This window comes from Pseudomonas sp. A014 (genome assembly GCF_052378495.1).
In the GTDB taxonomy this organism is placed as follows: domain Bacteria; phylum Pseudomonadota; class Gammaproteobacteria; order Pseudomonadales; family Pseudomonadaceae; genus Aquipseudomonas; species Aquipseudomonas machongensis.
In genome coordinates this window covers 3,126,595-3,149,441 of record NZ_CP199001.1, presented here as the reverse complement: position 1 = coordinate 3,149,441, position 22,847 = coordinate 3,126,595, and the positions used below count along the sequence as shown (strand labels likewise).

Genomic DNA, 22,847 nt, shown 5'->3' with positions numbered 1-22,847 from the left:
GCGCGCATGGGACGGGGTAGGTGGGAGGCGGTTGCGGCACCTTTGCACTAAAAGAGTGCTTTGCGCGCGCAGGTGGGGCGGGTCAGGAAAAATCGGCGAGGGCGTTCGGGGCGCTGGAACGCGCCCCGGAGGGGAGGAGAGTCAAGCCTGGGCGACCACCGTTCGCTGGCTGAGCGGCCGGAGCAGGGCGCTCAAGGCAAGCAACAACACAGCCCCGCCACCCATGACGGCCCAGGCCCAGTGCAACGAGCTGAACTCATCGCGCACCAGCCCGGCCACTACCGGCATCGAGGCTGCAATCAGGTAGCCACCCCCTTGCACGAAGGCCAGCAACGACCCGGCTTCGGCCGGTGAGCGTGCATGATCGAGGGTGACGATCAGCGACAGCGGGAACAAGGCACCGATGCCCAAACCCAGGCACAGGATGGCCAGGGCGGTCAGTTGCAGCGGCGCCGTCATCAGGCAGGCCAGCCCGCCGATCAGCAGCAGGATCACCAGCGCCAAGGGTTGGCGGCGATCCGGGAAACGGTGAATCAGCGCCGACACCAGCAAACCGGCGATGACCTCGGTAATGGTCAGCGCACCGAGCAGGTAGCCGGCACTTTTCGCTGTCCAGCCCAGCTCGATGTAGAACGGGGGTAGCCAGGCGAGCACCAAGGTGTATGCCCCGGTTCCAATCCCGAAGAACACCAGCAGCAACCAGGCCCGGCCACTGCGCCAGGGCAGGCCGGCCGCCGTGGGATAGGCATGGACGTTGCCTGCGGCGAGCAGCCAGGCGATCAACGCGATCATGGCCGGAATGGCGGCATAGCCGAGGGTGAGGTTCCAGCCCAGCTTGCCCGCGCTGGGCGCAGCAATGGCGGCGGCGATGGCTGCACCGCCCATGATCCCCGTAGTGAACAGCCCCATGAGCATCCCTGCGCTTTGCGGGTGGTTGCGCTTGATGAATGCAGGCATCAGCGACTGGATCACGGCAATGCCGACGCCCCCTACGGCAGCGCTGGCGATCAGCGCGGTGGACGACTCGACATAGGTACGTACCGCGCAGGCCGCAGCAATCAGGGTCATGCCGATGGCCACGCCCTTGACCTCGCCGAGCAGGCGCAGCAGCCAAGGGCCGGCGAGGGCGAACAGGCCCATCATCATCACCGGCAGTGTGGTCAGCAAACCGCCCTGGAAGTTGCTCAGGCCCAGGTCGCGCTGTAGCAGATCGAGCAGCGGGCCGACCGAGGCCATGATCGGCCGCAGGTTGATGCCGACCAGAATCGCCAGCAGCACTACGCTGGCCTTGGAGGGTGTATCACCCATGTCGCTGTTGCTCCTGCAGGAAACCACTGAGTGCCCGGTTGAAGGCCGGGGCATGGGAAACGTTGAAGACATGGCCGTCGCCTGGAAGAGTGATGAGCTGGGCGTGAGCAATACGGCTGGCAATGGCCTCGGCCTCGCCAGGTGGACTGATGCGGTCGCCGTCGGTGCCAAGTACCAGGGTGGGCGCCTGGATGTGTGACAGTCGATCGTTCAGGTCGTAGGTTTTCATACCCTCGCACCAGTGGATCTGGCAGCGCGCCCGCTGCATGGCGGCCTGGGCATGCCAGGCCTGGTAAAGGCTCTGCCCCTGGCTGGAGGCGGCGAAGGAACTGCCGACCAGTTGTGGCCATGTTGTCTTGAAGCGCTTCAGGCAGCCGTCCGGCTGGCGAAGGTTTTCGGCCCACTCATCGAGCTGTTGATGGCGCGCGGTGCTGCTCATGCTGGCGAAGGACGCGGCCACCACCAGTTTGTCCACGGCATCCGGGTAGGCGCAGGCCAGTTCCAGGGCAATCATGCCGCCCAGCGAAAGCCCGATGAGCTGAGTGCTGGCCAGTCCGAGGTGATCCAGCAGTGCAATCAGCTCCTGGGCTTGCAGATGAGGCGTGATGTGTTCCGGCGCATTGCTGGACGCGCCATGGCCGAGCAGGTCCGGTACGATGACGCGATGGCCCAGGCGCAGCAGGGCCCCGACCTGGTCTGTCCAGGCGCGGCCACTGTTGCCCAGCCCGTGCAGGAGCAGGGTGGGGGTGCCGGCCCCGGCGTCAAAGTAGTAATAGCGATTTCGGTTGTGTTCGAAGAACGCCATGTTCCCTCCCGATTCATACCTCGTGCATATCAAGATAACTTAACGTTAAGATACTTGGAAGGTGCCGGGGTGCGGCAGGGATGTGGCCCTTGGGGAGTTCAGGGTGAACGGACGGTTATGCCAATGAAAGATCATGTCGATTTCGTCGTCGCGCAATGGGCGCAGGCGATGCCCTCCGTGGATGCTTCGTCCATGGAGGTCTTCGGGCGCATGGCGCGCCTGCAGAAACACCTCGAGCGCCGCCGTTGCGCGGTGCTCGAGCAGTACGGTTTCAAGGAGGGGGAGTTCGATGTCATGGCGACCTTGCGCCGCTCCGGTGCACCGTACCAGTTGACCCCGACCGAGCTGTACAACTCGTTGTTGATCACCTCCGGGGCGATGACCAATCGTCTGAGCCGCCTCAAGGAGGCGGGTATGGTCGAGCAGATCCACGACCCTGCCGACAAGCGCAGCTACAAGGTGGCGCTGACCGCAGCAGGGCTTGCGGCTATCGAGAAAGCGGTTTTCAGCCACACCGATCTGCAGAACCAGTTCCTCGCTCCGCTGCGGATCGAGGAACGCGAAGCTCTCGCGCAGATGCTCAAGTTGATGCTGGCCAAGCTTCCCGAAGACGTCGATCCCATTCCATGAACATGATGACCCAGGAGGGGCCTGCATGCTTCACAGCAATTATCTGAAGCAGCTGGACCTGCAAGACATCGTGGTGTTTCTCAACTTGCTGGAATATCGCAGTGCCAAGCGCACCGCCGAACTGATGAACGTCAGCCAGCCCACGGTGAGCTACTGCCTCAAACGCCTGCGCGGTTGTTTCGACGACACCCTGTTCGCCTCCTCGCAGGGTTTGTTGCAGCCAACCGCCAAGGCGGAAAAGATCGCACCCTACCTGCGCGTGGTGATCGAGTCGGTCAACCGCTGCGCCGAGGATGCCCCCTCCGGCGATGGCGTCGCTGCCCCGAGGATCTGGCGCCTGTGCGCGCCGGAATACTTCGAGCTGGCCTTTCTGCCCCAGGCACTGGCGACCTTGTCGAGCAATCACCCCAATACCTCCCTGCACCTCGATCGGCTAAGCCGCGACTTGCCGGTGGACCGGTTGATTTCCGGTGATATCGACCTGGCCATCGGCTTCGGCCCGAGTTACCACCAATTGCACCCCGAGCTGCAATGGCAGCCGGTGCTCAGCGATGGTTTCGTCTGCCTGACCAGCCAGCGTGGGCTTGCGCTGGACGGGGCGATGAGCCTGGATGAGTTCTGTGCTTCGGCGCATGTCTTTCCTACGCCGTGGATCTCGGAGAAGAACATGGTCGATAGCTGGCTGGAGAAAATAGGCCGCACGCGCAATGTGCTGGTGCGGGCGAACGGCTACCAGGCCTGCGTCAACATCCTGGCCGCCGTTCCCTCGACCTTGGCCTTGCCGGCGCGCTTGCTGCCACACCTGCGTATCCCCGAGGGGGTGAGGGTGTGTCAGCCACCGATGGGGTTTCCGGTGTTCACGGTGGATATGATCTGGTCGCGTGATCGAGGGCTGGGTACGGATGTCTCCAGTTTGCGCAGGTTGATCCAGGATGTGGCGGGGGACCTGCTCCGCGCAGGGTGACACAGGTTATTGACACGGATTGCAGGCGCTCAGGATGAGTGAACATTCAGTGGTTACAGGGCCTTTTGCGGCCTCTTCGCGTAAGGCCATGCCTATCGACAGCGCTTGCTCGGGTGCGATGTTTCGTGCCCCGACAAACGCTCCCCCCTGTGCGTTCCGTCGCACGGCCGCACTTTTAATTTTTCATCACGGCTTTAGGTTTCTTAAAACCAGCACCCACGACATTTCCCCTAACGTGTTTTCGTCAGGCGGCGGACGGCCTGCCTGTCTGTAATCCATTTCCCAAGGAAGATGTCAGATGTTGGCCCACACTCAAGCTAAAGCTTTACCTTTCTATCGTCATCCCACGCCGTGCTACGGCTTCGAATGTGTCTATGCCGTCGAACCGGGACTGCGCGTCTTCGACTCGATGGACACTGCGGCGCTCTATGAAGACCTGGCCCATAGCGGCGCGGTGATCTACCGCGACTTCAGCGACTCGCTCGAAGACTTCAACGATTTCGTCAGCGCGCATTCCTCCCGGGTCACCTTCGATCCCGCGCGCAAGGCCGCCACGGCCAATACCGCCGAGATCGAAGCAGGCGTTCACGAGATGGGGCTGCACCGGGAGAACGGCAATTTGCCGTTCAACCCGGACCTGCAGTGGTTCTACTGCCTGGAAGCGGCGTCGGTCGGCTCCGAGACCACGTTGTGCGATGGCGAGCGAGTGCTGTTCGACCTCTCCCCGAAAACCCGTAAGAGCTTCGAATCCCGTGCCATCCGCTATGCGCGGCGCATTCCCTGGCACAACGTGCGGCGCTTCCTGAGCATCGAGCTGCAATTGCCGATCGACAGCGTCACCGACGAGCACTTGCAGCAGGTCAACGACCAGGTGGCCGGCCAGACCTACCGCCGCATCGATCAGAACCTGATTGCCTCCGAGTTGGTGATCAGCGCGGTGGAGACCAGCTGCTTCAGCGGTCGCAAGGCCTTCTGCAATTCGATGCTCGGCCCTAGCGTCAACTACGAGCCGCCACGCATCACCTGGGCCGACGGCGAGGAGATCGCCCTTGAAATCTGGGACGAGATCAAGGAAGTCACCGCCCGTAACACCTACAGCCACTTCTGGAAGAAGGGCGACATCGTGGTCATCGACAACACCCGCGTGATGCACGGTCGCCGTCGCCTCGACGATATCAGCCGACGCATCTTCGGTGCCCAGAGCTACCGCATCGGGGGTAACGGCCAATGATCAGCCAGAAAATGCAGCACTACCTGACCACCAGCACTGACCGCGTGGTGATCCGCGAAATGCACGGGCGCGACTACACCCTGCATGGCCTGCGCGATGACGTCGAACGCCTGGCCCAGGCCCTGCAGGCTCGGGTCGGCAACTGCGAGCGCAAGGTGTTCGGTATCGCGATGCGCTCATGCTACGAGTGGGTGTACACCCTGCTGGCGATCCAGAAGGTCGGTGGTGTGTTGCTGCCGGTGCCCATCGAGTTTTCCGACGATCAGATCGGTAGCCTGCTCGGCAAGGCCGCCGCCGTGTTCGTCAGCGATGAGCCGACCGCCCGGCGCCTGCACCGCATCCTGCCGGACAAGCCGAGCTTCATCCCCCGGCAATTGATGATCCAGTCCACTGACACGCCCTGGGCCCAGGACGACGAACTGATTCCCGCCGGTATCGTCTCGGTGATCCACACCTCGGGTACCACCTCCAAGCCCAAGGGCGTGATGATTCGCGACGCGGCCGTGGGGCTGCTGGTCGACAACGTGATGAAGCGCTTGCCGCAGCAGCCGCTGCACTACTTCTCGATCGTGCCGATGAGCCTGCTGATCGAGCAGGTGCTGGGTGTGTTCATTCCGATCCTGTCCGGTGGCACCCTGACCCTGATGCCCGAGGGCGTCACCGAGTACGGCGCGGCCAGTGGCAATGCCCGTCATTACCTGGAGTTGATCGCACCCAATCACCCCAACTTCCTCTACCTGCCGCCCAAGCTGCTGGAAGAGGCCAACCTGCTGCTTGAGCAGGGTGCGAGTGTCGAGGACCTGTTCGGCCCCGCCAATCCGCACATCATCACCGGCGGCGCGAAGATTCCAGCCACGGTGCTCCAGGCCCTGGATGCCCGCGGTGTGCAAGTGTTCGAGGCCTATGGGCTGAGCGAGAACTCCTCGATCATCTCGCTGAACTCGCCTGCAGAGCGGCGCATCGGCTCGGCCGGCAAGCTGCTCGACGGCATCGAGCCCAAGCTGGTCGACGGCGAGTTGCTGGTGAAGACGCCGACCCTCTGCGCGGGTTACTACAACGCCGACGACACGGCCTGCGACCTGTCCGACGGCTACCTGCACACCGGCGATATCGCCGAGTTCCGTGACGGTTTCCTGTACATCACCGGGCGCAAGAAGCACGTGATCATCCTCTCGACGGCGCGCAACATTTCGCCTGAGTGGGTGGAGAACGTCTACAAGGAGAGCCCGCTGGTCGACGACATGATCGTCATGGGCGAAGGACGCGACGAGCCGTGCGCCATCATCCTCAGCACTGCGAGCCCGGCCAGCGTGCAGGACGAGATGGCGCGCCTTGAGCACCGCCTTGCGGACTTCGCACGGGTGCGACGCATCCAGGTCGTCGGCGACATCGCAGGGTTTCGTGACCAGTTCTACACGGTCACCGGACGACCGCGGCGCGCCGAGATCGAAGCGCGGTTCATCGATCAACTGTACGCCTAGGACGGGACGTCGCCCATGTACATCGTGCGCAATTTCTACAAGGGTCGCCCCGGCTACCGCTGCCTGCAGGAGGCGGTACGGGGTCATTACCTCAAGCACTACGAGGCAACGCCCGTGCCGCAGCCTGACCTGTTCGTCTGCCTGACCGGCTCCACCGGCGGGGCGCCGGGCTACGCCTGTGCCGGCATCAGCTACGGCGACTCCGGCAAACTGTTCAGTGAGTACTACCTGGACCAAACGCTGGATGAACGCTACGCCATCGACCGCGCGCGTATCGCGGAGATCGGCGCTTTCGCCTCGTTCCAGAGCGGCAGCGGTGCTGGCAAGTATCTGCTCGACAACGTCATCCGCACCCTGGCCCTGCGCAACTTCGGCCTGGTGGTGCTGACCGCGACGCCGCAGGTCCGGCAACTGCTGGCAGCGATTGTCGACAACCTCGACGACCTGGGCCAGGCCGATTCACGCCGGGTCAAGGACCCCAGTGTCAACTGGGGGACCTACTACGACCAGGCACCGCGCGTACTGGTTTCGCGCCTGTCCTCGCCCAGTGCCTGGCTCAAGGCGCCGACACCTTCCATCCCGCCACCGCAGTTCGCCCACCAGGCGTCTGTCTGACCCATGAGCGTGCCGGGCGCTTCGCTGCCCGGCACGCCGGAGATCCTATGCACGCCAACACGCGTTATGAAAACTTCATCGTCTTCCTGGCCCCTCTGGTCAACAGCCTGGGGGGCATCGCCATCGACCTGTATGCGCCGAGCCTGCCGTCCATCGGGCGCGAACTCGGGGTGGGGCCTGCGCTGATGCAGAACACCATCACCATCACGCTGCTGTTCTATGCCCTGGGGCAGTTGTTCTTCGGCGTGATGGCCGACGCGCGCGGGCGGCGACCTGCCGTACTGCTGGGCCTGGGTGTGTTCGTGGTCGGCAGCCTGCTGGCCACCGCCGCGACGTCCATCGAGATGCTCCTGCTGGCGCGTGCGCTGCAGGGCTTTGCCATTGGCGCCTGCCAGGTCGTTGCCCGTGCTGTGCTGGTCGACGTCGTCAAAGGCCCGCGCTTCTATGTCGCGATTATCTACCTCAGCCTGGCGTTCGGCCTGGGGCCCGTCATCGCGCCCTATATCGGTGGGCTGATCGAGGTGCATTTCGGCTGGCGCTACAACTTCGTGCTGTATGCCGCCTATGCGGTCATGGTCCTGGCTTTCGTCGTTGCCGGGCTCAAGGAGTCGCTGCCCGCCAGTGCCCGCCGCGGCGCCTTGCAGACAGTGGTCGGCTATCGGTTCATTCTGGCCGACAGACGCTTCCGTGCTTCGGTGGTGGTACTCGGCGCGAGCTTTTCCGCATTCCTGCTGTGGAACGTGTTCGGGCCGCATATCGTCCAGGATGTGCTCGGCCATGACGCGCATTACTTCGGCACCACGGCGCTGGGGGTGGGGTGCTGCTATCTGGTCGGCACGCTGACCAACCGTGCGCTGGTGCGCATCGTCTCACCCGATACCCTGATGTGGAGTGGGTTGGCGCTGTTTCTGCTCGGGGTGCTGTGCATCGCGGCGGCTGCCGACACCTTGAGCCTGGTGAACATTCTTGCTGGCATCATGCTGATCGCCTTCGGCCAGGGCTTTATCTTCTCCAATGCCATGGCCCGCTCGATGGCACTGTTTCCCGACCGCGCCGGGGTGGCTGCGAGCTTGCAGGGCTGCTTGATGCTGGTGTTCGGTTCGATTGCCTCGGCGACGGTCAGCGGCTTCGGGTTGGAGTCGAACCTGCCGATCGCCGGGGTGTTCGCGGTACTGATGCTGGTATCTTTTTCCGGGATGCTGGGGGCACGGGTGGCGCGCCAGGCGTCCTTGGCCTAGGGGCTTGCACGAGTCGTATAGCGCGCCCGATCAATCCAGTGGCCGGGCCAGCAGACGGTCCAGCCACTGGGCATAGGCCGCAAGCGTTGCCAGCCTCGCGCAACCGTCACCCCAGTGCTTCGTGCTCTTGCTTGTACAGTTGCAGGCCACGGGCTTGATAGTTGGCCAGAGCGGCGGGGTGGTCGAGGCTGCAGGTGTGTACCCAGACCCGCTGCGTGCCGGGCCACTCCCAGGCGCTGCGGATGGCCTGGCTGAGCAGCGGGCCGCCGAAGCCCTTGTCAAGAAACTGCGGGGCGAGGCCGAAGTAGCGGATCTCGGCGTTCTCGCCGTCGGGGCGGTGCAGTTCGTAGTAACCGGCGATGGCGCCACGGTAGTAGGCGACCCAGGTGCGGTGGCAGTCCTGGCCGACAACCGCCAGCCACTGCTCGTCGCTCCAGCTGTTCAGGTCGTTCCAGCCCCAGGCCTTGCCCACCAGTTGGTAGAGGAAACGGTTGAGCTGCGGTTGGACGACTTCGCACTCGACGATCGTCAGGCCATCGGGGACAGGCTTGCTGCGCAGGGCGTGCGCAGAGGTCATTTCCAGGTAGTAGGTGGTCAGCGTGGTGGTCACCGGCGGGGCTCCAGGTCGGGGGCAAGCCCGCTAGCGTACCTGCCAGGACGTGAGGATCAAAGCCTGTCGGCCTTTACTCAAGCCGATGTAGGCGGGATATCGGCGGGTGTATCGACATCGCGCAGGATGCCAGGGTCGTCGAGATCCAGCACAAGACAGGCGTGAGGGTTGGCTTCGATGACCGGTCGCCCACCCTGGTCACCTTGCAGGCGGGTGAGGGCCGCCCAGAAATGGCGCCCGAAGATGACCGGATGGCCACGTCGGCCTTGGTAGCACGGCAGGAGGATACGGTCGGCAGCGAGGTGACCGAGCAGGTGTTCGAAGGTGCGTGGTGCGATCCACGGCATATCGCCAAGCAGCACGGCCACGGCCGGGGCATCGATGCTGGCCAGGGCCGTGATGCCGGCCGCGAGGCTCGCTCCCATGCCATCAGCTGCCTGTGCGGCGCGTACGATGTGGACTTGCGCATCGATGCCCAGAGTTTGCGGATCATCGTCGCAGCGCACCACCACATACACCGGGTCGAAACAGGCTTGTACCTGTTTCAAGGTGCTGGCCAGTAGTCCCTGTCCATCCGCGAGCACGGCCTTGCGCTTGTCGCTGCCAAAGCGCGTGCCGCGTCCGGCGGCGAGCACCAACGCGGCGCAGCGAGCTCTGGCTTGGGGTTCGGTCATGGTGGGTTGTCCGAGTGTGACGGCATGGAAAGCTCGCAAGCATACCGCAGGGTCAGGTGGCAGCCAGTGTCTGTTCCCGCGCCTGCTTGGCCTTGGTGACGTTCACTGCACCAGGCAGTTCGACGCCGTTCTTGGCGGCGAGGATCTCGGCCATCACACTCACGGCAATTTCGGCTGGGGTCTTGCTGCCGATGTAGATGCCGATGGGGCCGTGCAGGCGCGCAAGGCTGGCATCGGACTCACCGAAGTGCTCGATCAGCCGCGCGCGACGCTGCTGGCTGTTGCGCCGCGAGCCGATGGCACCGATATAGAAAGCCGGGCCATGCAGCGCTTCGAGCAGGGCCAGGTCGTCGAGCTTGGGGTCGTGGCTGACCGCGACGATGCAGGTGCGCACGTCCGGGGCGAAGTCGCGCACGACATCGTCGGGCATGCCGACCAGGCACTCGACACCGGCCACGTTCCAGCCGTCGATATACTCGGGCCGAGGGTCGCAGACCGAAACACGAAAACCATTGAACAGGGCCATGGTCGCCAGGTATTCGGCCAGGGCACCCGCGCCGATCAGCAGCAGTCGATAACCTGGACCCAGGGTGCTCGCCATGTGCTTGCCATCAACGCTGAACTGCTCCGGGGCCGCACTGGGGAGGAGGGTGGCCACGCCGCTGTGCAGGTCGAGCTGACGGCGCACCAGTTGGCCGCTGTCGAGCTGCTCAAGCAGTTGGGCCAGCGACTGCCACGATGGCGAAAACTCCAGAATCAGCTCAAGCGTGCCGCCACAGGGCAGCCCGAAGCGATGGGCCTCGTCGGCGGTAACGCCGTAGCGCACCCGCTGCGGGGTGCTGTCAGGCAGGCCGGGGCCACCGTAGGCGGTGGTGTAGCGGTAGATCAGGTCGTCTTCGATGCAGCCGCCGGAGACGCTGCCGACCACACGCCCGTCGCTGCGCAAGGCCATCATCGAGCCGACCGGGCGTGGCGATGAGCCCCAGGTACGGGCGACGGTGGCCAGTAGCACGCGGTGGCCGGCTTGCAGCCAGTCCCGAGCGGTACGCAGGACCAGCAGGTCGATACTTTCCATGGGCGCTCCTTCAACGCATATGCAGCACGATCGGGCTGCTGCTGGCAGGGTCGGTATGTTCACGCAGCTTGGCCACCGCCTGTGCATCGACCGCACCACCGGTATTACCCCAGGTCGTACGGACGAAGCTCAGCACTTCGGCGATCTCCTGGTCCGACATCTGCTCACGCAGCGCGGGCATCCGGTAGGCATCCGGCACCCCGGCGGCGACGATACGCTGCGAGCCGTTGAGGGTGATATTGATTGCCGAGGCGTTTTCCTTGGCCAGCATCGAGGTCGCGCCGGCCAGTGGCGGAATCCACTCGGCCTGGCCCTGGCCGTCCAGGCCATGGCACGACGCACAGCGGGTCACGTAGCTGTGTGCGCCCGGGGCATCGAGGCGGGTAGCCGCCGATACGGCCTGATACTGCCAGGGGGCGCCGTCGCGCTGGGGGTCGCCCGGCAGCGACTTCAGGTAGCGGGCAATCGCGCCCAGGTCTTCGTCGCTCATGAACTGCGTGGAGTTGTTGAACGCCTCGGTCATCGAACCGTACACCACCGCATGCTTGTTACGACCGGTCTTGAGGAACTGCACGATCTCGGGTTCGCTCCAGCGCCCAAGCCCGGTGTTGTGGTCCTGACGCAGGCTCGGCGCGTACCAGCCGTCGAGCAGGGCTCCGGCGAGAAACGCCTTGCCGGAGTCGTCCAGCGCCTTCTCGTTGAAGGCAAGGCCACGTGGCGTATGGCAACTGCCGCAGTGGCCCGGGCCCTGGACGATATAGGCGCCGCGGTTCCACAGGGGGTCTTCGGTGGGCTTTTCAGCGTAGGGCTTGTCGGCGGCGAACAGGCCGTTCCACAAGGCGATCGGCCAGCGCAGGTTCAGCGGCCAGGGAATATCGCTGGGGATATTGGCCTGGTCTGACGGCTGCACGCCCTTCATGAAGAAGGCATAGAGCGCCCTCATGTCGTCATCGCTGAGCTTGGCGTAAGACGGGTAGGGCATGGCCGGGTACAGACGGCGCCCGCCCGGCGCAACGCCGTGGCGCACGGCGCGGTCGAAGTCGGCGAGGCTGTAGCTGCCGATACCGTTGTTGCGGTCCGGGGTGATGTTGGTGGCATGGATCGCGCCCAAGGGCGTTGCCATTTCCAGGCCGCCGGCGAACGGCGCCTTGCCCGGCAGGCTGTGGCACGCCACGCAGTCGCTCAGGCGCGCGACGTATTCGCCGCGGGCGATCAGCGCCTGGTCGGGGCTTGGAGTTTCCTGCTCGAAGGGCGAGGTGACCTCGCGGGTGACATACCAGGCCAGCAGGCCTGCCGCGACAAGGCACGGCAGCGCGAGCCAGCGGGTGGTGGTTACCAGTCGGCTGTTTTTCATGAGGGCTTCCGTGTCAGGCAAAGGTATGGCGGCTCAGGGGCAGGCTGCGCGCGCGTTGGCCGGTCAGCCGCGCCACGGCGTTGGCCACCGCTGGCGCTACTGCCGGCAGCGGTGGCTCGCCGATACCACCCATCTTCGCCCCGCTCTCGACGATGCGCACATGCACCCGGGCCATGCGCGATGGCGGCAGGATCGGGTACAGGTCGTAGTTGCGCGCACGCGGCATGCCGTTGACCCACACCGCTTCCTCCACCAGCGTCTGCGACAGGCCGAGCGCCACGGCGCCGTTGACCTGATGCTCGACAATCGCCGGGTTGACGATGCTGCCCGGGTCGATCGCCTGCCAGATGTCGTGCACCTTGACCTGGCCGTTCTCGATCGACACTTCGGCAATCACCGCCGCCTCCGAACCGAACGGCGAAGCCATGGCCACGCCGCGGGCGCGCTTGGTGCCATCCTCGGCGGTAAATGGCCCGCGTTTCCATCCGCCGGACAATTCGCCGACTGCCTGCAGCAGGGTGGTCAGGCGTTGATTGTCGCGCAACAGGTGCAGGCGCAGCTCGAACGGGTCGTGCCCGCCTTTGTCGGCCAGTTCATCAAGGAACGACTCATAGAAGAAGTCGTTCAGCGAATTACCGACCGAACGCCAGTAGCCCAGCATGGCGGGGCCCTTGACATAGATTTGCGCGATGCGTTTGTTGGCAATGGCATAGGACTTGCCCGCCAAACCTTCCACGGCAGTGGGGTCGATCTTCTCGCCCTGTTTGCCGGCGATTGCCTCGGTCGGGCCCTCTGTGGCGCTGACCGCTTCGATGGCAACGGGCAGGCCCTTCTCGTCGAGCCCGGCGCGGAACTTGACCACTGCCACCGGCCGCAGCACGTCACGTACGAACTCTTCCTCGCGGGTCCAGATCAGCTTGACCGGGCGCCCGACCGCCTTGGCCAGGGCAATGGCCTGTGGGTAGGGGTTGGCCGAGTCGTACAGGAAGTGGCGCCCGAAGAAGCCGCCCAGAAGCGGCGAATGCAGGATGATCTGTTCCTTGGCAAGGCCAGTGCGCTTGGCGATGTCATCGCGGAACATGTCCGGGGCCTGGTTGGGCAGCCAGACTTCGAGCGATCCATCGGGATTGAAACGCGCGAGCGCCGACGGTGGTTCGAGCTGACCGTGGTTGAGGTACTGGTTGTGGTAGGTGGCTTCCACCTGGGTCTTGGCCCCCTTGAGCGCAGCCGCCACATCGCCTTCGTTCTCGTCATCGCGCGCCGGGCCGGTTTGTGCGGCGAGGTAATCGCGATAGGCATCGCTGGAGAAATCGGCTGGCATCGTGCGCACCTTCGAATCGGCGCCCGGCTCCTGCCAGTCGACCTGTACCGCCTCCACGGCACGCTTGGCATGCCACCAGCGTTCGGCGACCACCGCCACGGCACCCGGCAGTACGTGCACCGAATGCACGCCCTTCATCGCCTTGACCTGCGCCTCGTTGCGCAGGCCGCCCACGGTCATGCCCAGCCGTGGCGCGTGCTGCACCGCTGCGTGGAGCATGTCGTCGACCTTGAGGTCGATACTGTACAGGGCCTTGCCGGTGGACTTGTCATAGGCATCGACACGGCGTACCGGCTTGCCGATCCAACGGAACTGGCTGGGATCGCGCAGCTTGATGCTGGCCGGATCCGGGACTGGCAGGTCCATGGCGCGCTCGGCCAGGTCGCCATAAGCGACCGAGCGGCCGGAGGCAGCATGCACCACCTTGCCCGGCTCGGTGCTCAGCTCACTGACCGGCACCTTCAGGGTGTCGGCACCGGCCTGCAGCAGCATCGCCCTGGCCAGCGCGCCAAGGCGGCGCATGGTCGGGTAGCTCATGCGCACCGACATGCTGCCGCCGGTGATGCGCAGGCCATTTTCCATCACCACGTAGGCTTCGCCGGGCGGTGCAGCATCGATCAGGAAGCTGGCCGGGTCCATATCCAGTTCTTCGCCGACGATCTGCGCCATGGCGGTGAATGTGCCCTGGCCACCTTCCATGAAGGGGCAGAGCAGGCGCACGGTGCCGTCAGGGCGGATTTCCAGGAATGCCGGCACCTGCGTGCCGCGTTCTGCGGCCACCGCGGTGGCGGCCTGCACCCGGGCCGAGCCGAGCGGCAAGCCAAAGCCGATCACCAGCGCACCGATGGCGCTACCCGCGAGAAAGCGGCGGCGCGAAAGATTGACCGGCTGATCCAGTTTCAGGTCGCGCAGTTCGGACGGGATGTCGATGGGCGAGTTCATCAGACGCTCTCCTTGGCGGCAGGCTGGGCGGCGAGCTCATGCACCGCGGCGTGGATCGCGTTGTAGGTGCCGCAGCGGCACAGGTTGACCATTGCGGCACTGATCTGCTCGTCGCTCGGCGCCGGCGTGTGCTTGAGCAGCGCAGTCGCGGCCATCACTTGGCCAGACTGGCAGTAGCCGCACTGGGCGACCTGATGCTCGACCCAGGCTGAGACCACTCGCTTGCCCACCGGGTCGGCCTCGATCGCTTCGATGGTGGTCACTTCACGGCCAACCACACCGGCCACCGGCGTGACACAGGCACGCACCACGTTGCCGTCCACCAGCACCGAGCAGGCGCCACATTGGGCCAGGCCGCAGCCATATTTCGTGCCGGTCATGCCCAGGTCATCGCGGATCACCCACAGCAGTGGGGTATCGGCGTCGGCGTCGACCTGATAGGTCTTCTGGTTGATGCGTAGTTCCATGGCGTTCACCCGCTGATCATCGGTTGGTGTTTCGTCGTTATAGGCAGGGCGGTGCGTCGAGGCAGTGCCCTGGGAGGAACGCCGCGCGCGTGCAGGGGCGGGTTTCCGATCTGAAAACTCTAGACCTTGGCGGGCAGGTTTCCTATCCATCGGGCAGCATGTTCAGAGAATCAGGCAAGAAATCAGGTGGATTGCGCTAGTGGCAGGATCGGGCGGGGACGTCGCAGCGGGAGCTGTCGCGCCCACGCTGTAGGGAAAATGCCGGCATCGATATCGGATGTCGGCATCCAGGCCAGTTGAACCAGGGGTTGTTGATGAACCGCCCGCGTTGGTTATCGGCGCGCGACGGCGTGCTGGACGCACTGTTCGTAGTAGGTCTGCTTGATGGCCTTTGGCGGCAGGCGTGAGCTGCTGTTGTAGGTTTGCTCGGTGATGCCGAACGCTGTCATGCGCATCCAGGGTTTGGCGAAGCGCCGCACTTGCAGCTTCTTGCGCGCTGCATAAAGCGTCACCCCGGAGAGCTTGGCGTGCTGCGCCTCCGAGGCGATCTGCGCGCCCCAGCCGCACACGCTGCGATCGTTCTGGCTCAGCGGCCTGGCCTGGGCGCCGAATGCGGTGGCCGCCAACACGCAGCTGGCCAGGGTTGCTAGAAATACCCGCATGTTGCTGTCCTAAGCGTCTGAAGGAAAAGGGAGTTTGCCTTCGCTTTCAGCGCCTGGGGGCCAGCAATTTGCCGTCAGGCGACGGGCAGCTTCGCCTGGCCCGAGACAGGCTGACGCAAGGAGTACCACGCCAGCCCGGCTATCCAGAGCACCGCCACGCCGTAGTTGATTCGTTGATAGAGGCCGAAGAGCTGGCCTGTTTCGGCTGCCCTTGCCATCAACGCCACCGTGCCGATGGAGACCACCGCACAGAGCAGGGAGCCGCTGGCCAGCAGCCGTGAATCAGCCATGCGCAATGCCAGCCAGACCCACAGCAGGCTGGCCAGGGTCAGCGAGAGGAACATCAGCAGGCCGCTGAGGTTATGCATGTGCTGGGAGAACGACGGCTCGGTGGGGGTGCAACCCGGATCGCAGGCGAATGCCCCAGTCCCAAGGCTCGCAACGCCGTGCAACAACACCAGCAGCGCACTCGCCAGGGCGACGTTCGAACGACGCCAACGGCGGGCCAGCCCCCAGGCGAACAAGGCAAACAGCAGTGCCAAAGGGAAGTTGTTGACCCAGGGCGAAAATGCCGCGGTCGGTGCGCCTGTCGCCCCGAGTTGGCTCATGGCCTGCTGCAGGTGCTGGTAACCGGGGTAAGCCTGGGCGGTAAACCAAACCCCCAGTAGCAACCAGGGTGGGATGAACAGGCCGGTGGTGAGCAGGGCTCGGTCGAGTGTCGTCATAGAATGCCTTCCTTGGGCCGTGCCGCGTCATCTGGCGGCACGTAAACCCGCACACTACAGACCTCGACGGACGATTCGCCAGTCGTTTCGCATCATAGGCCGGTCACCAGCATCACCACCAGCACGCAGGCCAGCAGTGCCAGATAGGCCCGCGCATGCAGGGTATCGCTCAGGCGGCCCAGCAGCGGCGCAGCCAGGTGCATGCCGAGCCAGGCGCCTGCAGCCATTGCCAGTGCCGCACGCAGGTCGATATAGCCCAGCAGCCCGGCACCCAGGTTCGCTTCTGGCGCCGGCACCAGGGCATACACCAGGGTGGCGGCCAGCGCCATGGGCAATGACAGCGGGTTGGCCATGGCGGTGGCGGTGCCCATGCTGGCGCCGCGCCTGCGCATCAGCGGCACGGTCATCACGCTGCCGCCGACCCCCAGCAGCGCTGCCAGTGCGCCGATCGGCAGGCCGACCAAGGCAGCCGCAGCCTTGCCCAGCGGCACCGGACCGTGGTTGCCAACGCGCATGAAACCTGGACGCAGCCACGCATCGAGCAGGCTCAGCAGCAAGTAGCCGATAAACAGCCAACGCAGCCAGGTGCTGTCCAGGTACAGGGCGGCCCAGGCGCCAGCCATTGCCCCGAGGGCGATGGCCGGAGCCAGTGGGCGCACCAGGTCCCAGCGCAACGTGCCGGCGCGCTGGTGCCGCCAGGTGGCCAGGGCGCTGCTGAAGATCATCAGCATGGCCGAGGTGGCCACGGCGATCTGCATGGCGTGCAGCGCCACCGGGGAGCCCGCCGCATGGCTGGTGAGCAGCAACGCATAGAGCAAGGGCACGGCGAAGAAACCGCCGCCGAAGCCGAACAGCAGCGTGGTGACGCCAGCACACAGGCCGAAGACACCGAGCAAGGGGTACAGCATGATCGCCAGCCTTTGTCAGGGGAGTGGAGATGCAGGGTAGGAAGACGAGGGCTGGCCAGCATTCGAGCATTGGCCAATAATCCGTGCGTTTCAGCCACGGAGATCCCCATGCGCAATGTGCCGCTGTGCCAGGTCGATGCCACGCCACGTCCGGTGTTGGCGATCGCTACCGATTATCCGCCTGACACGCTATTGCCACGCCACGTGCACCGGCGTGCGCAGTTCCTTTATGGCATGAGCGGTTTGATGGAAGTACTGACTGACGATGGCGCCTGGGTCGTTCCACCCTACAGCGGTGTGTGGATTCCGTCGGGCAAGCCCCATCAGGTGCTGATGCGAGGGGTGAGCACGCGCAGCTTGTACATCGAGGCCGTTGCGGCGCCGAGACTGGGACAGGCCTGCGAGGCGCTGCTGGTCACGCCGCTGCTGCATCAGTTGCTGCTGGCCAGTGCCGAACTGCCCGCGCTGTACGACCCTCAGGGGCGCGATGGCCAACTGGTTGGCCTGATCCTGCATGAGCTGCGCAGCGCCGAGCGCCTGCCGCTGTTCGCGCCGATGCCAGGGGAGCCGCGCCTGGCGCTCTTGTGCCAGGCGTTTCTCGCGGCGCCTTCGATCAGCACGACGGCCGAGGCCTGGGCGATGCACCTGAACTGGAGCCCGCGGACATTCAGCCGGCGCTTTCGCGAACAGACCGGGTTGTCGTTCGGACAATGGCGCCAGCAAGCCTGCCTGATGGCAGCCGTCACGCGATTGGCAGCGGGTGAGGCGGTCACCCGGGTTGCCCTCGACCTTGGGTATGACAGCCCCAGTGCGTTTTCCAGCATGTACCGCAGGTTCATGGGCGAGGCGCCCTCGGCGGTTCGGCACAAGGCATTGGCGGCGAGATGAAAACCCTGGCGGATGTATGTGATCGTACAACTGCATGAGCTATGATGACGGCTGTCTTTTCACGATGAAACGTACAGGGCATGACAGAGCAGCAGCTACAGGCACGGACCCGACGCAAACCGCGCAGTCTGGCGCAGGAACTGGTCACGGTGCTGACCGAACGTATTCGCAGCGGCCAACTCAAGCGTGGCGACAAACTGCCGACCGAATCGCAGATCATGGTCGAGGAGGGCGTCAGCCGCACGGTGGTGCGCGAGGCGATCTCGCGGCTGCAGGCCGCCGGCCAGGTGGAGACCCGCCACGGCATCGGCACCTTCGTGCTCGACGCGCCGAGCACCGGTGGTTTCCGTATCGACCCGGCGACCATCGTCACCCTGCGCGAGGTGCTGGCCGTCCTGGAGTTGCGCATCGCCCTGGAGATCGAGTCGGCCGGGCTCGCCGCCCAGCGCCGTAGCGACGAACAACTGACCGGTATGCGTGCTGCGCTCGACGAAATCAACGAAGGCGCCGCGCATGCCTCCGATGCGGTCTCGGCGGATTTCCAGTTCCACCTGCGCATCGCCCAGGCCAGCGGCAATCATTATTTCGCTGACATCATCAATCACCTGGGTACCAGCATCATTCCCCGCACCCGGCTCAATTCGGCGCGCCTGGCCCATGATGACCAGGCCCATTACATGAGCCGCCTGAGCCATGAGCACGAGGCCATCTATGAAGCCATTGCCCGACGCGACAGCGAAGGGGCGAAAATGGCCATGCGCCTGCACCTGAGCAACAGCCGCGAGCGGCTGCGCCAAGCGCATGAGGCGGCAGAAGCACAGGGCGTCTGACAGGCTTCAACACGCTAACCCGCTCTCATCGGTGCGTTTGTGGGCGGCAAAAGGCTCACGACTGTTTCTTGAAGAGAAATAATCAATTGCCACCCGCAGTGATTCTAAGTGTCGGGCGAATGAGTAAGGATTGATACACCCTCACTCAACCGTTCAGGTGCCACCATGAACCAGCCTCCGTCGGACCTCAAGCCCTCTCCCTGGCACGACGGCGAGCTTGCGCTGCAACGCAGCGTCGGTGCGGTCGAGCGTATGGTGGGGACTGGCAAGGTGCAGATGTCGCGTGACTTCATGCCCGACCAGCACCGCGAGTTCTATGCCCAACTGCCTTTCGTGGTGCTCGGCAGCGTCGACCCGCACGGCGATCCGTGGGCAACGCTGCGCACCGGCCAGCCCGGCTTCATGCAATCCCCCGATCCGCGTCGGCTGCTCCTGGACCTTCCCCGTGAGCCAGCCGATCCTGCGGATGCCGGGCTGGAGGACGGTGACGGCGTCGGCATGCTCGGCATCGAGTTGCACACCCGCCGACGCAATCGCCTGAACGGCTTCGTGCGCCGGTCAGACGACAGCGGTTTTACCATCGAGCCGACCCAGTCCTATGGCAACTGCCCGCGCTATATCAATCTGCGCCGCTATGTCTTCGATGACAGCGCGCCCGGCGAGCCCAGCGAGTCGACCGAGCTGAACGCAGCAGACCGCGCCATGGTGGCCGCCGCCGACTCCTTCTACGTTGCCTCGTACGTGGTGCGCGATGGCGTGCGCCAGGTGGACGTCTCGCACCGTGGCGGCAAGCCTGGTTTCGTCCACATCGACGTCGAAGGCACGCTGAGCGTGCCTGATTTCAATGGCAACCTCTTCTTCAATACCCTGGGCAATATGCTGCTCAACCCCCGTGCCGGGCTGGTGTTCGTCGACATGCGCAGCGGCGACCTGCTGCAGATGACCGGGCGCACCGAAGTGATCGTCGACGATCCACAGACACTCGCCTTCATCGGCGCCGAGCGCATGTGGCGGTTCTACCCCGAGCGGATCGTGCGCCGACCGGGAGGATTGGCGCTGCGCTGGGTCGACATGGATGACGGCGTCTCGCCCAATGTGTTGATGACCGGCAGCTGGGAAGACATGCAGGCGCGCCTGAAGGCCGCGGCGTTGCAGCAAAGCTGGCGTCCGTACCGGGTAACGCAGATCGTCGACGAGAGCGAGCACATCCGTTCGTTCCACCTGGCACCCGACGATGGTTTGGGCTTGCCGGTGCGCCAGGCGGGGCAGCACCTGCCGATCCGGGTACGGTTGCCTGGAGAGCAGGCGCCGTTGGTGCGCACCTACACCCTGTCTAGCGCGCCGGCGGACGATGCACTGCGCATCAGCGTCAAGCGCGAGGGTGTGGTCTCTCGGCACCTGCATGAGCAGGTCAGGATCGGCGACCTGATCGAGGCGCGTGCGCCGGCCGGAGCCTTCACCATCGATGCTACGGTGCGCCGTCCGGTAGTCTTGCTGGCTGCGGGCGTGGGGGTGACGCCCGCCTTGGCGATGGCCAGGCACCTGGTCAATGAGGGGCGGCGTACACGCTACGCCCGACCGGCCTGGGTGTTTCAATCGGCCTCGACTCGGGCACAACTGGCCTTTGCCAGTGAATTTGCAGCGCTGGTGACTGCCTCCGAAGGCAAGCTCAGGCATGTGCGCCTGCTCAGCGACGCCAGCGGTGCGGTAGCAGGCGTGGATTACGAGCGCGAAGGGCGTCTGGGCGTCGACCTGTTGCGCGAGCTGCTGCCGTTCGACGACTACGACTTCTACCTGTGCGGGCCGCAGGGGTTCATGCAGCAGATGTACGACGGCCTGCGCGCACTGGATATCAACGATGCACGGATCCACGCCGAGGCCTTCGGCCCATCGAGCCTGCGCCGCACGCGCAACGAACAGCAGGCTGCGCCGGCCTTGCCGGCGGTGGCCACTGAGTCGGTTGCGGTGATGTTCATGGACTCGGCGAAAGAGGCGCGCTGGAACCCGGGGGATGGCTCGCTGCTGGAACTGGCCGAGCAGCGTGGTCTCGAGCCGCCTTTTGGCTGCCGTGGCGGGTCGTGCGGAAGTTGTCGGACCCGTGTGCTCAAGGGGGCGGTCACCTATGCCGAGGCACCGGAGTTCGCCGTGGCGCAGGACGAGGCGTTGATCTGCTGCGCCATGCCGGCTGACGGATCCGGGCCCTTGCACCTGGCGTTGTGATAGCAAGCTGTCTCTTCAATTGGACTGCCCCCAAGAAGTTGGACACAAATCCAACCCTTGGGGGCAGTCCACCCTGTGGGAGCGGGCTTGCCCGCGAACACGGGCGTAGCCCGTGCCAGGCAGCGCGCTATCTTTTTCGCGGGCAAGCCCGCTCCTACAAGCGCGTCAGAGCGCGCGGTCGCTCCACTGACCATTGACCAGGCGTCGCAGCCCCAGTGGGTTACCGTCCTGCAGGGCCTTCGGCAGCAAGGCCTGCGGGTGGTTCTGGTAGCACACCGGACGCAGGAAGCGATCGATGGCCAGGGTGCCGACCGAAGTACCGCGGGCGTCGGAGGTGGCCGGGTAGGGGCCGCCGTGCACCATGGCATCGCTCACTTCCACACCGGTCGGGTAGCCGTTGACCAGAATCCGTCCGACTTTTTCTTCCAGCAGCGGCACCAGCCAGGCATAGGCCTCGAAGTCTTCGGGTTCGCCGATCAGGGTGGCCGTGAGCTGGCCGCGCAGGCCCAGCAGCGCGGCGCGCAACTGAGCATCGTCACTGACTTCGACCGCCACGGTGGTGGGGCCGAACACTTCTTCCTGCAGCAGCGGGTCGGCGTCCACCAGCAGGCGCGCGTCGGCCTTGAACAGCTGGGCGCGGGCCTGGCTGCCTGCCTGCGCCTGGCCGGCCAGGTGCTCGATGCCGGCGTGCGCTTGCAGGTGTTCCAGCCCGCTCACATAACTGCGCAGGCCCCCGGCATTGAGCAGGGTCTGCCCAGCCTGCTGCGCCAGGTGCTGGCCGAGATCGGCGAGCAACTGGCTGAACGGCGCCGACTGCAGGCCGATCACCAGTCCTGGGTTGGTACAGAACTGACCGGCGCCCAGGCACACGGAGCCTGCCAGTTCACGGGCGATGGTCTCGCCGCGTTTGGCCAATGCGCCAGGCAGCACGATCACCGGGTTGATGCTCGACATCTCGGCGAATACCGGGATCGGCTGTGGACGTTCGGCGGCCATGCGGCACAGGGCGTCGCCGCCCTTGAGCGAGCCGGTGAAGCCGACCGCCTGGATGGCCGGATGCTTGACCAGCCACTCGCCCACGCCGCCGCCGAAGACCATGTTGAACACGCCCTTGGGCATGCCGGTGCGTTCGGCCGCACGGACGATGGCGCAACCCACCAGGTCGGCGGTGGCCATGTGGCCGCTGTGCGCCTTGAACACCACCGGGCAGCCGGCGGCCAGGGCAGCTGCGGTGTCGCCGCCTGCGGTGGAAAAGGCCAGCGGGAAGTTGCTGGCACCGAACACCGCCACCGGGCCTACGCCGATGCGCATCTGGCGCAGGTCGACCCGTGGCAGGGGTTGACGGTCCGGCAGCGCGAGGTCGATACGGGCACCGAGGAAATCACCCCGGCGCAGCACTTGGGCGAACAGGTGCATTTGCCCGCTGGTACGGCCGCGCTCGCCCTGAATGCGGGCAGCGGGCAAGGCGGTTTCGCGGCAAACGATAGCGACGAAGCTGTCGTCCAGCTCATCCAGCTCGGCGGCAATGGCGTCGAGGAACTCGGCGCGACGGGCTGGCGGCAACTGGCGGAACTCGGCGAAGGCAGCGGCAGCGGCTTTGGCGGCTTGATCGACTTCGTCTTCGGTGGCTTGCATGAAGCTGTAGGGCAGGGCCTCGCCCGTGGTGGCGTCCAGGCTCTGCAGGCGCTGTTGGCCGGCGGCACTGCGCTGGCCGGCGATGAAGTTGTGGCCGAGGATCTCAGGCATGGGGTGCTCCTGTAGTCGCTGAAGGAATAATGTTGTCTGGGCGGGTTCGCTTGCCCCCCAGTGGGAGCGGGTTCACCCGCGAAGCAGACGACTCGGTGTATGGCACCGGCTGCGCCGGTGTTCGCGGTTAAACCCGCTCCCACAGAGAGAACG

The 22,847-nt window shown here is 65.1% G+C and carries 21 protein-coding genes; 9 read left to right on the top strand and 12 right to left on the bottom strand.

Annotated elements, in window-relative coordinates; all coding sequences use genetic code 11:
• Positions 1 to 141: 141 nt before the first annotated feature.
• Together ACTYOL_RS14280 and ACTYOL_RS14275 are read right to left on the bottom strand one after the other, a co-directional pair.
• Entirely contained in the window at positions 142 to 1,308 is a 1,167-nt protein-coding gene (locus ACTYOL_RS14280; protein ID WP_444756467.1) for an MFS transporter, read from the bottom strand.
• Positions 1,301 to 2,113: an alpha/beta fold hydrolase gene (locus tag ACTYOL_RS14275; protein WP_054890787.1), complete on the bottom strand. Its 813-nt coding sequence runs from the start codon at positions 2,111 to 2,113 to the stop codon at positions 1,301 to 1,303. Before ACTYOL_RS14275 ends, ACTYOL_RS14280 begins: the two co-directional genes overlap by 8 nt.
• Before the next feature lie 123 nt (positions 2,114 to 2,236).
• Between ACTYOL_RS14275 and ACTYOL_RS14270 the strand changes: the two genes are divergently transcribed.
• The 6 genes from ACTYOL_RS14270 (at position 2,237) to ACTYOL_RS14245 (ending at position 8,272) form a co-directional block, all read left to right on the top strand.
• Positions 2,237 to 2,743: a MarR family winged helix-turn-helix transcriptional regulator gene (locus ACTYOL_RS14270; protein ID WP_063545064.1), complete on the top strand. Its 507-nt coding sequence runs from the start codon at positions 2,237 to 2,239 to the stop codon at positions 2,741 to 2,743.
• A gap of 25 nt (positions 2,744 to 2,768) precedes the next feature.
• Complete coding sequence (locus tag ACTYOL_RS14265; protein ID WP_054890785.1) at positions 2,769 to 3,707, top strand: LysR family transcriptional regulator; 939 nt, start codon at positions 2,769 to 2,771, stop codon at positions 3,705 to 3,707.
• Positions 3,708 to 4,005: 298 nt separating this feature from the next.
• Entirely contained in the window at positions 4,006 to 4,938 is a 933-nt protein-coding gene (locus ACTYOL_RS14260) for a TauD/TfdA family dioxygenase (RefSeq protein ID WP_063545062.1), read from the top strand.
• Positions 4,935 to 6,419 (top strand): AMP-binding protein, encoded by a 1,485-nt coding sequence (locus tag ACTYOL_RS14255; RefSeq protein WP_444756466.1) that lies wholly within the window; start codon positions 4,935 to 4,937, stop codon positions 6,417 to 6,419. Before ACTYOL_RS14260 ends, ACTYOL_RS14255 begins: the two co-directional genes overlap by 4 nt.
• Before the next feature lie 15 nt (positions 6,420 to 6,434).
• Positions 6,435 to 7,034, top strand: coding sequence for a thermostable hemolysin (locus ACTYOL_RS14250; protein ID WP_153773776.1), 600 nt, complete (start codon positions 6,435 to 6,437; stop codon positions 7,032 to 7,034).
• Between the two features lie 47 nt (positions 7,035 to 7,081).
• Complete coding sequence (locus ACTYOL_RS14245) at positions 7,082 to 8,272, top strand: multidrug effflux MFS transporter (protein WP_197893495.1); 1,191 nt, start codon at positions 7,082 to 7,084, stop codon at positions 8,270 to 8,272.
• 106 nt (positions 8,273 to 8,378) lie between these two features.
• Here the strand turns inward: ACTYOL_RS14245 and ACTYOL_RS14240 are convergent, their stop codons facing one another.
• From ACTYOL_RS14240 to ACTYOL_RS14200, 9 genes are all read right to left on the bottom strand, one after another.
• Positions 8,379 to 8,882: a GNAT family N-acetyltransferase gene (locus tag ACTYOL_RS14240; RefSeq protein WP_141687472.1), complete on the bottom strand. Its 504-nt coding sequence runs from the start codon at positions 8,880 to 8,882 to the stop codon at positions 8,379 to 8,381.
• Positions 8,883 to 8,959: 77 nt separating this feature from the next.
• On the bottom strand, positions 8,960 to 9,556 hold the full coding sequence (locus ACTYOL_RS14235; protein WP_197893496.1) for a nucleotidyltransferase family protein: 597 nt from the start codon (positions 9,554 to 9,556) through the stop codon (positions 8,960 to 8,962).
• A gap of 52 nt (positions 9,557 to 9,608) precedes the next feature.
• Positions 9,609 to 10,631, bottom strand: a complete 1,023-nt coding sequence (locus ACTYOL_RS14230) for an XdhC family protein (RefSeq protein WP_200603291.1) — start codon at positions 10,629 to 10,631, stop codon at positions 9,609 to 9,611.
• Positions 10,632 to 10,641: 10 nt separating this feature from the next.
• Positions 10,642 to 11,985 (bottom strand): c-type cytochrome, encoded by a 1,344-nt coding sequence (locus tag ACTYOL_RS14225; RefSeq protein ID WP_200603292.1) that lies wholly within the window; start codon positions 11,983 to 11,985, stop codon positions 10,642 to 10,644.
• A 13-nt stretch (positions 11,986 to 11,998) separates the two neighbouring features.
• Complete coding sequence (locus ACTYOL_RS14220; protein WP_200603293.1) at positions 11,999 to 14,248, bottom strand: xanthine dehydrogenase family protein molybdopterin-binding subunit; 2,250 nt, start codon at positions 14,246 to 14,248, stop codon at positions 11,999 to 12,001.
• A complete protein-coding gene (locus ACTYOL_RS14215; RefSeq protein WP_153773770.1) occupies positions 14,248 to 14,715 on the bottom strand; it encodes a (2Fe-2S)-binding protein in 468 nt (155 codons plus the stop codon). Before ACTYOL_RS14215 ends, ACTYOL_RS14220 begins: the two co-directional genes overlap by 1 nt.
• 332 nt (positions 14,716 to 15,047) lie before the next feature.
• Entirely contained in the window at positions 15,048 to 15,377 is a 330-nt protein-coding gene (locus tag ACTYOL_RS14210; RefSeq protein ID WP_054890776.1) for a hypothetical protein, read from the bottom strand.
• 74 nt (positions 15,378 to 15,451) lie between these two features.
• Positions 15,452 to 16,102 (bottom strand): DUF998 domain-containing protein, encoded by a 651-nt coding sequence (locus tag ACTYOL_RS14205; protein ID WP_444756465.1) that lies wholly within the window; start codon positions 16,100 to 16,102, stop codon positions 15,452 to 15,454.
• A 92-nt stretch (positions 16,103 to 16,194) separates the two neighbouring features.
• Complete coding sequence (locus ACTYOL_RS14200; RefSeq protein WP_444756464.1) at positions 16,195 to 17,010, bottom strand: sulfite exporter TauE/SafE family protein; 816 nt, start codon at positions 17,008 to 17,010, stop codon at positions 16,195 to 16,197.
• Positions 17,011 to 17,118: 108 nt separating this feature from the next.
• Between ACTYOL_RS14200 and ACTYOL_RS14195 the strand changes: the two genes are divergently transcribed.
• The 3 genes from ACTYOL_RS14195 (at position 17,119) to ACTYOL_RS14185 (ending at position 20,948) form a co-directional block, all read left to right on the top strand.
• The gene (locus ACTYOL_RS14195; RefSeq protein WP_444756463.1) at positions 17,119 to 17,898 is read left to right on the top strand and encodes an AraC family transcriptional regulator; all 780 of its coding nucleotides are present in this window, start codon (positions 17,119 to 17,121) and stop codon (positions 17,896 to 17,898) included.
• An 80-nt stretch (positions 17,899 to 17,978) separates the two neighbouring features.
• Positions 17,979 to 18,728 (top strand): FadR/GntR family transcriptional regulator, encoded by a 750-nt coding sequence (locus tag ACTYOL_RS14190; protein WP_054890774.1) that lies wholly within the window; start codon positions 17,979 to 17,981, stop codon positions 18,726 to 18,728.
• Positions 18,729 to 18,893: 165 nt separating this feature from the next.
• Positions 18,894 to 20,948, top strand: a complete 2,055-nt coding sequence (locus tag ACTYOL_RS14185) for a 2Fe-2S iron-sulfur cluster-binding protein (RefSeq protein ID WP_444756462.1) — start codon at positions 18,894 to 18,896, stop codon at positions 20,946 to 20,948.
• 165 nt (positions 20,949 to 21,113) lie between these two features.
• Here the strand turns inward: ACTYOL_RS14185 and ACTYOL_RS14180 are convergent, their stop codons facing one another.
• Positions 21,114 to 22,694, bottom strand: coding sequence for an aldehyde dehydrogenase (NADP(+)) (locus tag ACTYOL_RS14180; RefSeq protein ID WP_444756461.1), 1,581 nt, complete (start codon positions 22,692 to 22,694; stop codon positions 21,114 to 21,116).
• Between the last annotated feature and the right edge of the window lie 153 nt (positions 22,695 to 22,847).

Excerpts from the sequence above, each read along its gene's own strand:
- ACTYOL_RS14265 (WP_054890785.1), top strand. The coding sequence starts at position 2,769 with ATGCTTCACAGCAATTATCTGAAGCAGCTGGACCTGCAAGACATCGTG.
- ACTYOL_RS14260 (WP_063545062.1), top strand. The coding sequence starts at position 4,006 with ATGTTGGCCCACACTCAAGCTAAAGCTTTACCTTTCTATCGTCATCCC.
- ACTYOL_RS14230 (WP_200603291.1), bottom strand. The coding sequence starts at position 10,631 with ATGGAAAGTATCGACCTGCTGGTCCTGCGTACCGCTCGGGACTGGCTG.
- ACTYOL_RS14190 (WP_054890774.1), top strand. The coding sequence starts at position 17,979 with ATGACAGAGCAGCAGCTACAGGCACGGACCCGACGCAAACCGCGCAGT.
- ACTYOL_RS14235 (WP_197893496.1), bottom strand. The coding sequence starts at position 9,556 with ATGACCGAACCCCAAGCCAGAGCTCGCTGCGCCGCGTTGGTGCTCGCC.
- ACTYOL_RS14220 (WP_200603293.1), bottom strand. The coding sequence starts at position 14,248 with ATGAACTCGCCCATCGACATCCCGTCCGAACTGCGCGACCTGAAACTG.
- ACTYOL_RS14270 (WP_063545064.1), top strand. The coding sequence starts at position 2,237 with ATGAAAGATCATGTCGATTTCGTCGTCGCGCAATGGGCGCAGGCGATG.
- ACTYOL_RS14255 (WP_444756466.1), top strand. The coding sequence starts at position 4,935 with ATGATCAGCCAGAAAATGCAGCACTACCTGACCACCAGCACTGACCGC.
- ACTYOL_RS14185 (WP_444756462.1), top strand. The coding sequence starts at position 18,894 with ATGAACCAGCCTCCGTCGGACCTCAAGCCCTCTCCCTGGCACGACGGC.
- ACTYOL_RS14195 (WP_444756463.1), top strand. The coding sequence starts at position 17,119 with ATGCGCAATGTGCCGCTGTGCCAGGTCGATGCCACGCCACGTCCGGTG.
- ACTYOL_RS14210 (WP_054890776.1), bottom strand. The coding sequence starts at position 15,377 with ATGCGGGTATTTCTAGCAACCCTGGCCAGCTGCGTGTTGGCGGCCACC.
- ACTYOL_RS14215 (WP_153773770.1), bottom strand. The coding sequence starts at position 14,715 with ATGGAACTACGCATCAACCAGAAGACCTATCAGGTCGACGCCGACGCC.
- ACTYOL_RS14245 (WP_197893495.1), top strand. The coding sequence starts at position 7,082 with ATGCACGCCAACACGCGTTATGAAAACTTCATCGTCTTCCTGGCCCCT.
- ACTYOL_RS14205 (WP_444756465.1), bottom strand. The coding sequence starts at position 16,102 with ATGACGACACTCGACCGAGCCCTGCTCACCACCGGCCTGTTCATCCCA.
- ACTYOL_RS14180 (WP_444756461.1), bottom strand. The coding sequence starts at position 22,694 with ATGCCTGAGATCCTCGGCCACAACTTCATCGCCGGCCAGCGCAGTGCC.
- ACTYOL_RS14200 (WP_444756464.1), bottom strand. The coding sequence starts at position 17,010 with ATGCTGTACCCCTTGCTCGGTGTCTTCGGCCTGTGTGCTGGCGTCACC.
- ACTYOL_RS14275 (WP_054890787.1), bottom strand. The coding sequence starts at position 2,113 with ATGGCGTTCTTCGAACACAACCGAAATCGCTATTACTACTTTGACGCC.
- ACTYOL_RS14280 (WP_444756467.1), bottom strand. The coding sequence starts at position 1,308 with ATGGGTGATACACCCTCCAAGGCCAGCGTAGTGCTGCTGGCGATTCTG.
- ACTYOL_RS14250 (WP_153773776.1), top strand. The coding sequence starts at position 6,435 with ATGTACATCGTGCGCAATTTCTACAAGGGTCGCCCCGGCTACCGCTGC.
- ACTYOL_RS14225 (WP_200603292.1), bottom strand. The coding sequence starts at position 11,985 with ATGAAAAACAGCCGACTGGTAACCACCACCCGCTGGCTCGCGCTGCCG.